The organism is Litoreibacter janthinus, from assembly GCF_900111945.1.
Lineage (GTDB): Bacteria > Pseudomonadota > Alphaproteobacteria > Rhodobacterales > Rhodobacteraceae > Litoreibacter > Litoreibacter janthinus.
Genome location: NZ_FOYO01000001.1, coordinates 3,174,898 through 3,188,766 on the forward strand (window position 1 = coordinate 3,174,898; position 13,869 = coordinate 3,188,766).

A 13,869-nucleotide genomic window follows, 5' to 3' on the forward strand; every position below is an offset into this window, starting at 1 on the left:
CGCAATTCGCCCTGTGCCCTAATAAGCCCGAGCACTGTGGCTAGAATTTGACGAAATCCGGCAGAAATGCGGCGCTTAACAGGTGTTTTTGGCAACTTTTCATAGCTTTAGAAGGCATTGTTCCCGCGACCGCTCTAATGGGCGGGGTTATCTACGGAATCACTTACCCGACGCATAGACCCGTTAAATACTGCTTACTTTCTGCAACGCGCCGCTCTACGCTGAGTTTTCAACTCGCACATTTTTTAAGCGATTTGTTAAACCCTGCTGTGTCAGGAGAGCTGTCATGAACACACATACCGAACCATCCTTCCGTGAATCCGTTGAGTTGATGTTCAACCGAGCTGTCAGCCTAATGGACCTGCCACCCGGGCTTGAAAACAAGATCAGGGTTTGCAACGCCACCTATACCGTTCGCTTTGGCGTGCGCTTACGAGGGCAAATTCACACTTTCACCGGTTACCGCGCGGTGCACTCCGAACATATGGAGCCCGTAAAAGGCGGGATCCGGTTCGCCCCCAACGTCCATCAGGACGAGGTAGAGGCGCTAGCCGCCCTGATGACGTTTAAATGTGCGTTGGTTGAAACACCATTCGGCGGTTCCAAAGGCGGCCTATGTATTGACCCGCGCGAGTGGGACGAACACGAGCTGGAACAAATCACCCGCCGCTTTGCCTACGAACTGGCAAAGCGCGACCTGATCCACCCCAGCCAGAACGTCCCTGCCCCAGACATGGGCACTGGGGAACGTGAGATGGCTTGGATCGCGGACCAATACGCGCGGATGAATACCACAGACATCAACGCGCGCGCCTGCGTGACTGGCAAACCGCTAAACGCAGGCGGCATCGCCGGTCGTGTAGAGGCAACGGGCCGAGGCGTGCAATACGCCCTTCAAGAATTCTTCCGCTACCCGGAAGACATCGCGATTGCGGGCTTGGATGGGACTCTCGAAGGCAAACGAGTGATTGTGCAGGGTCTTGGGAATGTGGGCTACCACGCTTCGAAATTCCTGTCAGAGGAAGACGGCGCTAAGATTGTCGGCATCATTGAACGCGACGGGGCACTGACCAGCGACACCGGACTAAATGTCGAAGCGGTTCATGACTGGATCGCGGAGCACGGTGGCGTCAAAGGGTGCCCCGAAGGCCAATATGTCGAGGACGGTGCAAGCATCCTAGAAGCGCCGTGTGATATTTTGATCCCGGCAGCACTCGAAGGCGTCATCAACCTGTCAAATGCGGACCGCATTCAGGCACCTTTGATTATCGAGGCTGCAAACGGCCCGATCACAGCGGGTGGCGACGAAGTTCTACGCAAAAAGGGCTGCGTGATTATCCCCGATCTCTACGCCAACGCCGGCGGTGTGACGGTGTCTTATTTTGAATGGGTCAAGAACCTGAGTCACATCAGGTTCGGCCGTATGGGCAAACGTCAGGAAGAGGCGCAACACCACCTGCTAATCAACGAGCTTGAACGTCTGTCAGCCGACAAGCAACTAGGCTGGGAGTTGAGCCCGGACTTCAAAGCACGCTTCCTGCGTGGCGCGGGGGAGATCGAACTGGTCCGCTCCGGCCTCGATGACACCATGCGCACGGCCTATCAGGCAATGCGGGCAGTTTGGCATGCGCGCGATGATGTCGAAGACCTGCGGATCGCCGCATATCTTGTCTCGATCGACCGCATCGCGAGCAGTTACCGCGCTAAAGGTCTGTAAACTAACTTGGGCGGGGCACTGCCTCGCCCATTACCTTATGCCGTCAAGGTCCACGAGCCCGTCGCGCATAGCGATCATCGCGGCCAGTGTATCGGCCATGAGCTTGCCTTCAGCGCCGGACGTCAGTCCACCGACCCCAACGCGTTTTCCAAAGCGCCACCACAGGCCGGGCGCCCAAGACACCGAGTGCGACGTCTTCAGCGTCACGAGAAATCCATTCGACGGCTTGAAGGCAAAAAAGCTGCGATCGACCTTTTCGACATCATCCATACGGAAGATCACCGTTCCATCCGAAAGCCGAAGCTCTTCCTCCGTCAGCTCAATCATGCGGCCCGTAACCTGCCACATTTTGTAGCCGCCATAAACCGAGGCGGCACCAATCACGATAAGTAGAAAAACCAAATGCAAGCCTTGCGGAGGCTGGGTCACAACCAGATAGAACAGAAGAAACCCCAAACCATACAAGACCCCTGTCCCGAACATGCGGCGCGGCGCTGATGGGATCAGTCCTGCGATCACTTCGGATCGATGGTCGTTTTCTGTCTCTGTCATCAAGCTCACTTCCTGCTGCTCCGCTCCGCCTTAGCGCGAGGCACGGTCGGAAGCCAGCCCTCAGCCGCGATGGGGCACGATCTCGTAGCCCTGCTCTTCGGGTTCGTCATCCACCATTTCCGCCGGAAATCCCGGCGCGGTGATGTCGAGACCCGTCGCGTCTTCCAAGCGCTTGATGATGTTTGGCGACAGCTCTCGCGGGCCATAACGCTCGATCCCGTCTTTGAAGATCTTGATCATCAGCGGGTTCATCTCCAATGGAACACCCGCCCTATCGGCAACCTCTTGGAACAGCCCGATATCTTTCAGGACCAAATCCATTGTGAATGAGATGTCGCGCGATCCGTTCAGTATGACCTGGCTTTCCGTCTCATGCACAAACGACGTGCCGGAGGAAATCTTCATCGCTTCATAAGCAACGTTCAGATCCATGCCCGCGCCTTTCGCGACGGTCAGCGCCTCCGCACAGGTGATCAGGTTGGCTGTGGCGAGGTAATTGGTCAAAACCTTCAACACCGAGGCCGACCCAAGCTCCCCCGTGTGCAAAACACGTCGGCCCATTGTGGTGAGCAACGGCAAAACACGCTCGAACGTGGCGCGGTCGCATCCAGCGAAAATCGAGATATTGCCCGTGTCGGCGCGATGGCAGCCACCTGAAACAGGGCAGTCGACGGCCGCCGCTCCAGTCGCGATAACCTTCGCGCCAAGGCGCTTCACCTCGGCTTCGTCAGTGGTCGACATTTCCAGCCAGATTTTCCCAGGGCCTGCGGCCTCCAGCAAGCCGTCTTCGCCTTCCACCACGGCAGCCGAGATCGTCGGGTGGGGCAGGCAGGTGATAACGACATCGCAGGCTTCCATCAGCGCGCGTGGGCTGTCAGCGGAGCGCGCACCTTTCGCCACAGCGGCGGCAACCAACTGCGTGTCCAGATCCCGCACCATGACATCATGTCCGTTTCGGATGAGCGAGCCCGACAGCTTCCCACCCACATTTCCCAACCCGATAAACCCAATGCGCATTATTCGTCTCCTGTGACATTTGGTCGGAGGGTGTAAGACCGCCAGCGACCCGTCTATCCCAAAGCCGACACTGTGCGTGCGCGAACGCAATCTGCGCGCGGGCCGCTGATTGCCGGAATGCCCTTACGCCCCTATCTTCGGATCAAAGGAGATTGCTCATGTCCATCAGACCCGTAAAATCCACCTCCGCCGCAGTTCCAACAATGGAAGGCGCAGGCGTCAAGCTTCACCGGGCTTTCGGATTTCAGGATCCGACAATGCTGGACCCGTTTCTTCTGTTCGATGATTTTCGCAATGAGCGGCCGGAAGATTTCATTCAAGGGTTTCCATGGCACCCGCACAGGGGCATCGAGACGATTACTTATGTTCTTAATGGAACGGTCGAGCATGGAGACAGCCTTGGGAACGAGGGCACTTTGGGCGCAGGCGACGTGCAATGGATGACGGCAGGATCCGGCATCCTTCATCAAGAAATGCCAAAGGGAAACGCCAACGGCCAAATGCACGGGTTTCAACTTTGGGCCAATCTTCCAGGCTCAATGAAGATGACCGCGCCGCGCTACCAAGATGTGCAAGGCCAAGAAATCCCAGAGGTGATTGACGATGACGGCACACGTGTGAAGGTGATCGTGGGCGAGTTCTGGGGAAAGAAAGGCCCGGTTGATGGCATCGCAGCCGACCCGCAGTATTTGGATATATTTGTGCCTTCTGGCGTGCGCAAGGTGTTCAAGATCGACACCTATCGCCGTGCATTCGCTTATGTGTTCGACGGATCTGGCACGTTTCGCGATGCCTCCGTACCCAAGGGGGTATTGCTGGAGAAAGAGGTCATGGGCGAGGAAGTCAACATCCGCGACATGTCCGGCGACCGGACACTTGTTCAATTCGGGACAGGCGACGAGGTTACAGTGCAGGCCGGCGAGCGCGGGATTCGCTTTCTTCTGATCTCGGGCGCGCCCATTGAGGAGCCCGTCGCGTGGCACGGCCCGATCGTAATGAACACACAAGAAGAACTGAGGCAGGCCATGCGTGACCTACGCAACAACACCTTCATAAAGCCTGCCCATTAGATAAATCCGCGCCATCGCAGGACGGCCAGCGTCAGCCCGCCGATCACGACAACCTGCACGATCAGGCGCGCCGCAAAGCCGAAAAAGGCCTTAGTTTTCAGTGCTTTTTCGTCAATATTTTCAAGATGGAGCAGACATATATCGTAGGCTCCGCTGACCTCTTGAGGATCAAGACGCAGCAGCATCTTAGGCTCTTGCGCCATACGCTCCGCGTTCACCAAAACCTGCGCCGCCCGCCGCACATGGCGCGGCAGAAGCCGCCCTGCACGGCGCGTTCGCACTTCCAGCGACCGGCCCCGCACCCCGAGCTTTTCGCGCAGAAGCGCAGAAATCCGCTCCACCAACTGATCGACAACTACCTTTTCCATACGTCCTCATAGCGCACTTCCAAGGTCTGCGGGAAGCTGCTAGGGCTTTGTTTATGCTGACCTACACCACATTTGGCACTGACGCTGCATCACGCCCCCTGCTGATTGCCCATGGCCTGTTCGGATCGGGGCGCAATTGGGGCGTCATCGCAAAGCGTCTGTCTGACCGTGGCGAGGTGCACGCGGTTGACATGCGCAACCATGCTCAAAGCTTCTGGGACGATAGCCACAGCTATCACGATCTCGCTGCTGATCTTGGGCAAGTCATTGAAAAAATTGGCGCGCCGGTCGATGTGTTGGGTCATTCCATGGGCGGCAAGGCCGCGATGGTTTTGGCGGAAACACGGCCTGATTTGGTGAACAAGCTGGTCGTCGCAGATATTGCTCCGGTCGCCTATCCGCACACCCAACTCGGCCCAATCGAGGCGATGCGGCGGGTCAACTTCGACGGTCTGGAGCGACGTTCCGATGTCTTGGACCAACTCACCGATCTGGAGCCGGGGTTGCCGGAGTTTCTGGCCCAGTCCGTTGACGTGCCCCAAAAGAAATGGCGGCTGAACCTCGATGTGCTCGCCGCCGAGATGGCCAAGATCGTCGGCTTCCCACAGCTTCAGGGCCAATTTGACGGGCCAGCGCTGTTCTTGTCAGGTGCCAGCTCGGACTACGTCCAGACCGAGCACCGCCCCCTCATCAAGCAACTGTTCCCGAACGCAAAATTTGCTAAAATTCCCGGCGCTGGCCACTGGCTCCACGCGGAAAAGCCGCGCGAGTTCGAAGCCGCGGTGCGGGTCTTTCTCGACAGCTAGACGATCTTCGCGGTGATCTGCTTGGCGATCCACCAAGTTACAGGGATCGAGATCACAAAGCCCACGACGGACACAGCGACAATCGGCACCAAGGTGTCATACCCCATCGTCAGCGCCGCGATGACCAAGCTGCCTGCGACGGTGGTGGCAATCATGGAATACAAAATAAAGGCAAGACGGAACATCGGGTCGAACTCCTTGGTCGTGGTTTACGCGGAAGTCTATAGCCCGCACGCGAGCGGAATTCCTTGATCTGGGTCATGCAGGCGGGCGGTTGCAAATTCACCGCCCTCCCCCATGATGAAACACTTAGGAAATGCCAAGGAGGGGCGCATGAGCTGGTCAATTCATCACGTAAATCTGGAGGCCCGCGACGTGCAGGCCACGGCGCGGTTCTATGCGGCAATGCTGGGCATGGCGCAAAAGGACTGGGTCTTCCCGGCGTCGCGCGGCTACCTGCCCGGGTCTCCTGATAAGCTGGCGCTGTTTGCCGACGGGCGGGACAGCCATTCCGGCCTGCACCTAATCGCACCCGATGCGGAATTCGCGGAAAAGAACGGGATGACCCACAACCCGTCGCTGGGCGGCCATGTGGCGTTTCAGGTCGACGATCTGGACGCCGTGGTGGCGCGGCTCAAGGGGGCGGGGATACGGTATTCGCTGACGGGAGAGTTCGCGATCCCGGGGATGCGGCATCTGTATGTGGAGGACCCGTCGGGGAATTTGATTGAGGTGAATGAGGCGATCTGAGCCCCTGGTTGGATACATATGTCCGTGACTGTTATACTATGGGTCATCAATAGAGAGGATTGTGCAGATGAGTGTTCGGATAAGCTTGATCGCCTTTGGCCTGATCACCCTACTGACAGGCTGCGAGACCATCGAAGGGTTCGGTCGCGACGTGAGCAACACGGCGAACGCAGTGCAGCGAGCGTTGAATTAGGGCGCGCCTAGAGATGGCGAAGGTACGGCGACCGCTGACCGGTGAGTCCGAAATTTTGGAATGAGGCCTTTTATCTAAAAGACCAGTCAAGAAGTCGATTAGATTTTGCCAACCGGAGGCAACTCAAAAATTTCCTGCCTGAGCGCAATTCTTGAGACTATAACTCTCAACGTTGCTTTTACGAGACGGTCAAGTTCAGAACCTTCCGAGTAATCAGCCGGGCAGTAATAATCAATTCGTTTTGCCTTTTTCAAGTCTAGGCACTTCTCTGAATTCTCATTGGGCGAATGAACGGCAACTGCATGACCGCCATTTCCCATCATGACAGCCATACTTGGCACATCCGTGTCACCATCTCCAAAGTAGATCATATTATCGAACGGAATACGGCGTTGTTCGTTTGGCATGTGTGAATTGATTGACTCATTTACATCCAAGACACCTTTATTGATCCGAAATAAATATTGCGTTTTCGAAGTGTCAGAAATAACACGACTTGGCCAATCGGGATGCCCATATTGGTCGTAACTGAATTCGCATGCAAATATTTCTTTAAACTGATCAGCAATGGCGCAACCTTCGATCATTTCCTTCAGACCAGAAGAAATAATGTAGTGCTCAACCTTAATTTCGCTTCCTTCAGAGATTTCTGAAGTGAATTTGTTGATCCTATCAAACCAAGTAGTAACTCCCTCAAAGAATTTCACGGTTGCTCCATGATCTTGGAACGTCTTCCGATCGAGCTTCACCTTTTTATGGTCTGCTAAGTTAATCATCTCCCTCATATAAACGAGGAGTTCCTCCGATCTATTTTCCTTACGTTCAGATTTAACTTTGCCCCAGAACTCCTCGGGGGTAAGTTCAAGACTTGGCAATACCCCGTAATGCTGCATGGCTTCTGGACTGAGCGTACCGTCAAAATCATAGACTAACGCGACAATATTTTGCTCAAATCTTGGCTGGTCTTTCAAATGTCTACTCCCAGATGCTTGAATTAGCTGCAGGTGAAACAATCAGGCAAAATGCTCGAGACTTCAACCAATTACAGTTAAATATTAGGTCACTGGATAGCCATCTGAATTGCAGTAAGATTCTGCAGCTCACCCGCCACGCCACTAGTGTTTGCAGCTCCTAGCTGTCCATTTTCAGTGCGCTGATGAAAGCTTCCTGTGGGATATCCACCTTCCCGAACTGGCGCATCCGCTTCTTACCGGCCTTCTGCTTCTCCAACAGCTTCTTCTTGCGCGACGCGTCGCCGCCGTAGCATTTGGCGGTCACGTCTTTGCGCATGGCAGCCAGCGTTTCGCGGGCGATAATGCGGCCCCCGATGGCGGCTTGGATCGGGATTTTGAACATGTGGCGCGGGATCAGGTCTTTCAGCTTCTCGACCATGGCGCGGCCACGGGTCTCGGCGCGGTCGTGGTGGACCATGATGGACAGCGCATCCACCGGCTCGTCATTGACGAGAATCTGCATCTTGACCAAGCGGTCCTCGCGGTAGCCGGTCATCTGGTAATCAAAGCTGGCGTAACCCTTTGTTACCGATTTCAGGCGATCGTAAAAGTCGAACACAACTTCATTGAGCGGGAGGTCATAGACAACCATCGCGCGGCTGCCCGCATAGGTCAGATCCATCTGGATGCCACGGCGATCCTGGCACAGCTTCAGCACGTCGCCCAGGTATTCGTCCGGCACAAGGATCGTCGCCTTGATGCGCGGCTCCTCCAAGTGATCCACATGGGTCAGGTCGGGCATGTCGGCGGGGTTGTGCAAGTCCACCTTGGTGCCGTCGCGCATGTAGACGTGGTAGATCACGCTCGGCGCGGTGGTTATCAGGTCGATGTCATATTCCCGCTCGATCCGGTCGCGGATCACTTCAAGGTGCAGCAGTCCTAGGAAGCCGCAGCGAAAGCCGAACCCAAGCGCGGCGGAGGTTTCCATCTCGTAGCTGAAGGACGCGTCGTTCAGCGCCAGCTTCTCGATAGCGTCGCGCAAATCCTCGAACTCGGAGCTGTCCACAGGGAACAGACCACAGAACACCACCGGCTGCGACGGTTTGAAGCCCGGCAAAGCATCTTCGGTGCCTTTTTTCTCGTGGGTGATCGTGTCTCCCACCCGCGTATCGCGCACCTGCTTGATGGAGGCCGTCAGAAAACCGATCTCCCCCGGTCCAAGCTCGGAAATTTCTGTCAGGGCCGGTTTGAACACCCCGATGCGGTCCACATGGTGGGTGGAGCCGTTGGACAGCATCTTGATCCGCTCGCCCTTTTTCAGAACCCCGTCGATGATGCGCACCAGCACGATCACCCCGAGGTAGCTGTCATACCAACTGTCCACCAGCATGGCCTTCAGCGGCGCATCGCGGGTGCCTTTGGGGGCGGGCAGTCGGTGGACGATGGCTTCCAGCGTCTCATGGATGCCCTGCCCTGTTTTTGCCGAGACCTGAATGGCGCCGGACGCGTCAATCCCGATGACGTCCTCGATCTGCTCGGCCACGCGGTCACAGTCAGAGGCAGGCAGGTCGATCTTGTTGAGCACCGGCACAATGTCATGATCGGCGTCAATCGCGTGATAGACGTTGGCCAGCGTTTGCGCCTCGACCCCTTGGGACGAGTCCACGACCAGCAGCGAGCCTTCAACGGCGCGCATGGAGCGGGACACCTCATAGGCGAAATCTACGTGGCCGGGGGTGTCGATGAGGTTGAGGACATACGCCTCGCCGTCATCGGCCACATAGTCGATCCGCACGGTCTGCGCCTTGATGGTAATACCGCGCTCGCGCTCGATATCCATGCTGTCGAGCATCTGCTCTTTCATGTCGCGCGCGGCAACGGTGTTCGTCTCTTGGATGAGGCGATCAGCAAGCGTCGACTTACCGTGGTCGATATGGGCCACGATGGAGAAATTGCGGATTTTTGAAAGCTCGGTCATGGTGCAGGATATGATTTGCTTTCGGGGGTTGGTCAAGGTGCCTGTTTCACCCTGATGCGCTTTCGACACCCCTGTTTTGACTGGCATTTGAACGGTTGCGCCGTGCCCAGAGCGACCGATGATACGTCCTGCCCCAAAATGCGCTGCACTGGCATCCTCAATGCAAGCAAACGGCGTTGCAAATGCCGCTGATGTTCCATGCTTCCCGCGACCCGAGCAACGATTGATCAATGCGGCTTTCGTGGTGCCAAAGGGCGTAAATGGCAGAATCACACTCACGGTCAAACCATGGCAACAATGTGGCAGCGGTTGCCAAGACGGAAACAATGCCGCCTCTCCTAGCGGTTTAGCTCATGCATCACACCAGATATAGCCTGTAACATACTGAAAAGTGGCGAAAACTTGACGAGATCATGGCATTAATGGACAGTTAACACCTCTGTTCTGCTGCCCTCCTATAAGGATGACCCCAATGTTTCGAGTTGCCATTGCCAGCCTCTGCCTTGTGACCGCCGCACCTGCATTTGCAGGCGATCAGGCCCTCTATCCGCACGTCCACACCAACACCCCAATCGTTGGAAGCTACACAAACCCGATTAATTATCGCCCGCACAATGCCGCTGGAGACAACTATGGCCGCGGCTTCGTGGAAGCCGAAATTGTCCGCGCTAGCGGTTACTCCGAAGCTAACACCAAGCCTTTGCCGCGCACTCGCTCCGGCGCAGGGTCAATCGCGTCTGAAGGTCCCGTTACCGAAATCTTCGTTGAGAACCTGCCTGCGCTGAACGGCACTTACGCGCCGCGTCAGATTGTTCTGGGCTCCAACCTGCCCCGCAACTAAACGGCCACGGCCTTCGAAAATGTGATCGGCGTGGTGATTGAAATCGCCACGCCGTTTGCCGTATGGTCGTCCGAAAGAGCGAGCGCGAAGAATATCGCGCCTACCAATACGGAGCAGGGTCATGGGTTTCAAACTAGCATTCATTGCCGTCATTGCAGGACTTTCGGCAAGCGCAGCTTCAGCAGGTCCGATTGAGCGCGCATGCCTCAAATCCGACCGTAAAGCCGCGTCACGCCCGCTTTGCAACTGCGTCCAGCAAGTGGCGGACCTGACACTAGATGCTGGCGATCAGCGTCTTGCAGCGACCTTCTTCTCTGATCCACATCGTGCACAAGTCATCCGACAGTCCGACAATCAAGGCCACGAAAAGTTCTGGAAGCGCTACAAGGAATTCGGGGCGAACGCCGAAAGCTACTGCCGCTAAGATTTGAGCTGCGATATCAAGGCGTCCGCACAGATTTCCAACTGCGCAATCACCGGATCGAACTTGCCCGTGTAATAGGGGTCAGGCACTTCTGCTGACACATCGTCCGGTGCAAAGGATGACATCAAAACCACCGGAACGGTCGCACCCTCTGGGCGCAGGTCTTCGATGTTTTGTCGATTGGTTTCATCCATTGCGACAATCAGATCGAACGCTTGGAAATCTTTAGCTGTGATCACCCGCGAGATCTGATCTTCAATCGAATAGCCCTTCACACGCGCGGCTACGATCGCACGCGCATCAGGTGGATTTCCACGATGCCAAGCGCTGGTGCCAGCGCTGTCGACTTCCAACTCTAGGCCCGCATTCTGCAACTTGGCCCTGACAATGCCCTCCGCCAACGGCGAACGACATATGTTGCCCAAACAGGCAAACAATATCTTATTAATCACTATAGTAGCTCCCCAGCTGCCGCTATTTAGCGGCAATTAGGAAGCTTAATCAAGCACTAAGCCCGTAGACCTCACGACATGAGCGGGTTTCCCCTGCGTCAAGAATAACAAAGGCGGCCCCTAAGAGCCGCCTTCTTACTTCATGCGGCGTGGGCCTTAGCTATCGCTGGCTTTGCCGTGCCCTGCGCCCTGCTTCATCATACCGTGGCCTGATTTTGGCATACGTTCCAGATCGACGGGAACCATGACCTCCATGGCCCCTGCCTTCTCGAATGTCAGTGTGACGGGAACCATAGCGCCTTGCTCCAGCGCACCGTTCAGGCCCATCATCATCACATGTTTGCCGCCACGTTGCATTTCGATCATCTCACCAGCCTCGACAGGGAAGCCTTCCTCAACATGGACCATTCTCATGATGCCATCATTCTCAATATGAGTGTGCAGCTCGACCCGCTTCGCCGCCGGAGAGGCCGCAGAGATCAAGCGATCATCTTTGCCTGACATGTTCATCAAGGTAATAAAGGCCGCGCCGGTTTGAGCGTTTGCACTTGCGCTACGCGCATATGAATCAGTGACCTTGAAGGCCATATCTTCGGCGAAGGCAGCCGTGGAAAGCGTGGCGGCAAGCAAGGCCGCAGAGATAAGTTTCAGAGACATAATATATGCCCTTTCGTCTGTGTGATTGTCTGTGAAGGAGGTTCTTTGGTCAGATCAACCAACAGGCGGCGCGCGGGCCTTGAGGTCGCTTTTGTCCAGACGAATGTACGACTGGCTGGTTTGCAGCGCCACTAGCTCGGGCGTTCGAACGTTCCCAAGCAGCACCAATGTCTGTTCTAAAGGGCCTTCTGCAAGCAACACCATGGTGCAGTCAGGGCAGATCGGCGCGGGCTCGGCCTCGTCGCCATTGGCGTCGAGCAAGATCGTCTGCAATCCTGCCCCATTACAGATGACCATCGCATGCGTGCCGGCATCGCGATCACGCATCACGGCCATGGAGCCAGTCGTGGCAACCATCGTGAGCATCACGAATGCTGCAAAGAGGTGACGGAAAAGGGTCATGGGCCTATCAATACGGTGCGGTGCCGACAGAGCCAATATACAAATCGCGCCCCACGCGACGTTGCGCCAGATCAAACGAAAACGGCCCCGCCCGTCAGGGGCGAGGCCGCTTCAAAAGCGATGCGTTAGCCTCAAGCTTCGGCTTGTGCTTTCGCGATGTCTTTTTTGACTTTGAGTGCCTTCGTGGACAGTTCAACGTCTTTGGCTTTTGCCATGAAACCGTCAAGGCCCCCGCGGTGATCCACAGTGCGCAGAGCAGCAGCGGAGATGCGGAATTTGAAGCCGCGTCCCAAGGACTCGGACATCAGTGTGACGTCGTTCAGGTTCGGCAGAAAGCGACGACGGGTCCGGTTTTTGGCATGGCTGACATTGTTGCCGACCATGGGGCCCTTGCCAGTGAGTTCACAGACGCGCGACATGTGCGTTTCCTTCCGGGTCTTAAACAGATGAAGGCACCGCCCGTGCGATGCCCTGAATTCGGTCTGCGTGGAATAGGGGGAGATTCTTGGGGGGTCAAGTAGAGATTGGCGCTTTTCGCGCGGGAAACGCCTTGTTTCTTGCCGATACTGGCTTGGCGGCGGCAGATACTCACGCTTCGGCGATTTGAAACCGGCATTCAGGACACAGCGCCCTCATTTTCATCGCCCCAAACGACTCGGGCCAAGTGCCCGCCTAAGACAAAGAGGCCAGCATTTCTGCCGCCGCGCGATCCGGCGAAAGCGTGCCCTCTGCCACCTTCGTTGCAAGGGCCTGCATGTCAGCGCTGGCTTCGCGATCGGCGCTGATCCTGGCCAGCAGCCCTGCCTTTACCGCCTCCTCAAACCAGTGAACGCCCTGCGCTTTGCGGCGGGTTTCCCAATGCCCGTGCTCTTTGCGCCAGTCGCGCAGGGCTTGCATGTCTTGCCAAGCTTCATCCAGCCCCAGCCCCGTCAAGGCCGAGACGATCCGCGCCTTTGGAAATCCGTCTGGATCTTGAGAACGCTTCCGCAGCAAGCGCAGCGCCCCTGCATAGTCGGCCTGTGTGCGGGTCGCCGCGGGCTTCAGATCGCCGTCGGCCTTGTTCACCAAAATAAGGTCGGCGATTTCCATGATACCGCGTTTGACCCCCTGCAACTCGTCCCCACCGGCGGGAGCGAGCAAAAGAATGAACAGGTCGGACATCTCGGCCACCATGGTTTCCGATTGCCCGACCCCCACGGTTTCAATCAGAACCACGTCAAAGCCAGCGGCCTCGCACAGCGTCACAGCCTCGCGCGTTCGCCGCGCCACGCCGCCCAGATGGGATTGCGAGGGAGAAGGTCGAATAAACGCTTTGGGATCACGCGACAGAAGATCCATTCGGGTTTTGTCCCCCAAGATCGACCCGCCCGATCTGGTAGAACTGGGGTCCACTGCCAACACTGCCACCCGAAGTCCCTGTGCGGTCAGATGCAGCCCAAACCCTTCGATGAACGTAGATTTTCCGACTCCCGGGGTTCCCGACAGCCCGATCCGCAAGGCTTGCGGCGCATCAACGCGTAGCGCGTCAATCAGGGCCAACGCCTGCGTGCGGTGATCGTCACGCGCACTTTCTACCAACGTTATCGCGCGCGCCAAGGCGCGCCTGTCTCCCGACCGTATCTTTGCGGCCATCTCTTCAATATGTTTCAAGGATTGGCGATCTTTCGCTTGTTTTCCCCGTAGGCTGGG

General features: G+C 56.6%; 18 protein-coding genes. 7 read left to right on the forward strand and 11 right to left on the reverse strand.

Annotated features, from left to right (window positions below):
- The first annotated feature begins 286 nt into the window (after positions 1 to 286).
- Positions 287 to 1,717 (forward strand): Glu/Leu/Phe/Val family dehydrogenase, encoded by a 1,431-nt coding sequence (locus tag BM352_RS15890; protein ID WP_090218811.1) that lies wholly within the window; start codon positions 287 to 289, stop codon positions 1,715 to 1,717.
- Positions 1,718 to 1,747: 30 nt separating this feature from the next.
- Here the strand turns inward: BM352_RS15890 and BM352_RS15895 are convergent, their stop codons facing one another.
- Both BM352_RS15895 and BM352_RS15900 read right to left on the reverse strand, forming a co-directional pair.
- On the reverse strand, positions 1,748 to 2,269 hold the full coding sequence (locus tag BM352_RS15895) for a hypothetical protein (RefSeq protein ID WP_090218813.1): 522 nt from the start codon (positions 2,267 to 2,269) through the stop codon (positions 1,748 to 1,750).
- Positions 2,270 to 2,329: 60 nt separating this feature from the next.
- Entirely contained in the window at positions 2,330 to 3,286 is a 957-nt protein-coding gene (locus tag BM352_RS15900; RefSeq protein ID WP_090218816.1) for an NAD(P)-dependent oxidoreductase, read from the reverse strand.
- Between the two features lie 158 nt (positions 3,287 to 3,444).
- Here BM352_RS15900 and BM352_RS15905 point away from each other — a divergent pair, with 158 nt between their 5' ends.
- On the forward strand, positions 3,445 to 4,356 hold the full coding sequence (locus BM352_RS15905) for a pirin family protein (RefSeq protein ID WP_090218818.1): 912 nt from the start codon (positions 3,445 to 3,447) through the stop codon (positions 4,354 to 4,356).
- Here the strand turns inward: BM352_RS15905 and BM352_RS15910 are convergent.
- Entirely contained in the window at positions 4,353 to 4,724 is a 372-nt protein-coding gene (locus tag BM352_RS15910) for a hypothetical protein (protein WP_090218820.1), read from the reverse strand. The genes BM352_RS15905 and BM352_RS15910 overlap by 4 nt on opposite strands.
- Before the next feature lie 53 nt (positions 4,725 to 4,777).
- Between BM352_RS15910 and BM352_RS15915 the strand changes: the two genes are divergently transcribed.
- Complete coding sequence (locus BM352_RS15915) at positions 4,778 to 5,530, forward strand: alpha/beta fold hydrolase (protein ID WP_090218822.1); 753 nt, start codon at positions 4,778 to 4,780, stop codon at positions 5,528 to 5,530.
- Here BM352_RS15915 and BM352_RS15920 read toward each other — a convergent pair.
- Positions 5,527 to 5,715 carry a CTP synthetase gene (locus tag BM352_RS15920; protein WP_090218824.1) on the reverse strand — a complete coding sequence of 63 codons (189 nt, stop codon included), beginning with the start codon at positions 5,713 to 5,715 and terminating at the stop codon, positions 5,527 to 5,529. The two genes, BM352_RS15915 and BM352_RS15920, sit on opposite strands and share 4 nt — an antisense overlap.
- A gap of 148 nt (positions 5,716 to 5,863) precedes the next feature.
- Here BM352_RS15920 and BM352_RS15925 point away from each other — a divergent pair, with 148 nt between their 5' ends.
- A complete protein-coding gene (locus BM352_RS15925) occupies positions 5,864 to 6,280 on the forward strand; it encodes a VOC family protein (RefSeq protein ID WP_175500710.1) in 417 nt (138 codons plus the stop codon).
- Between the two features lie 67 nt (positions 6,281 to 6,347).
- Positions 6,348 to 6,473, forward strand: coding sequence for an entericidin A/B family lipoprotein (locus BM352_RS15930; RefSeq protein WP_090218829.1), 126 nt, complete (start codon positions 6,348 to 6,350; stop codon positions 6,471 to 6,473).
- A gap of 98 nt (positions 6,474 to 6,571) precedes the next feature.
- On the opposite strand, the gene BM352_RS15935 is transcribed toward BM352_RS15930, so the two are convergent.
- Together BM352_RS15935 and lepA are read right to left on the reverse strand one after the other, a co-directional pair.
- Entirely contained in the window at positions 6,572 to 7,444 is an 873-nt protein-coding gene (locus tag BM352_RS15935) for an HAD family hydrolase (protein ID WP_090218832.1), read from the reverse strand.
- A 160-nt stretch (positions 7,445 to 7,604) separates the two neighbouring features.
- Positions 7,605 to 9,404, reverse strand: a complete 1,800-nt coding sequence (gene lepA, locus BM352_RS15940) for a translation elongation factor 4 (protein WP_090220353.1) — start codon at positions 9,402 to 9,404, stop codon at positions 7,605 to 7,607.
- A gap of 472 nt (positions 9,405 to 9,876) precedes the next feature.
- Between lepA and BM352_RS15945 the strand changes: the two genes are divergently transcribed.
- Together BM352_RS15945 and BM352_RS15950 are read left to right on the forward strand one after the other, a co-directional pair.
- Positions 9,877 to 10,245 carry a hypothetical protein gene (locus BM352_RS15945; RefSeq protein ID WP_090218836.1) on the forward strand — a complete coding sequence of 123 codons (369 nt, stop codon included), beginning with the start codon at positions 9,877 to 9,879 and terminating at the stop codon, positions 10,243 to 10,245.
- A gap of 121 nt (positions 10,246 to 10,366) precedes the next feature.
- Positions 10,367 to 10,669: a hypothetical protein gene (locus BM352_RS15950; RefSeq protein WP_090218838.1), complete on the forward strand. Its 303-nt coding sequence runs from the start codon at positions 10,367 to 10,369 to the stop codon at positions 10,667 to 10,669.
- Here the strand turns inward: BM352_RS15950 and BM352_RS15955 are convergent.
- From BM352_RS15955 to meaB, 5 genes are all read right to left on the reverse strand, one after another.
- Positions 10,666 to 11,121: a low molecular weight protein-tyrosine-phosphatase gene (locus tag BM352_RS15955; RefSeq protein ID WP_090218840.1), complete on the reverse strand. Its 456-nt coding sequence runs from the start codon at positions 11,119 to 11,121 to the stop codon at positions 10,666 to 10,668. The genes BM352_RS15950 and BM352_RS15955 overlap by 4 nt on opposite strands.
- 156 nt (positions 11,122 to 11,277) lie before the next feature.
- Entirely contained in the window at positions 11,278 to 11,778 is a 501-nt protein-coding gene (locus tag BM352_RS15960) for a copper chaperone PCu(A)C (protein WP_090218842.1), read from the reverse strand.
- Positions 11,779 to 11,832: 54 nt separating this feature from the next.
- Positions 11,833 to 12,180, reverse strand: a complete 348-nt coding sequence (locus BM352_RS15965) for a hypothetical protein (RefSeq protein ID WP_090218844.1) — start codon at positions 12,178 to 12,180, stop codon at positions 11,833 to 11,835.
- 131 nt (positions 12,181 to 12,311) lie between these two features.
- Positions 12,312 to 12,599 (reverse strand): 50S ribosomal protein L28, encoded by a 288-nt coding sequence (gene rpmB / locus BM352_RS15970; protein WP_090218847.1) that lies wholly within the window; start codon positions 12,597 to 12,599, stop codon positions 12,312 to 12,314.
- A gap of 253 nt (positions 12,600 to 12,852) precedes the next feature.
- Positions 12,853 to 13,812, reverse strand: a complete 960-nt coding sequence (meaB, locus tag BM352_RS15975; protein ID WP_090220355.1) for a methylmalonyl Co-A mutase-associated GTPase MeaB — start codon at positions 13,810 to 13,812, stop codon at positions 12,853 to 12,855.
- Positions 13,813 to 13,869: the final 57 nt, after the last annotated feature.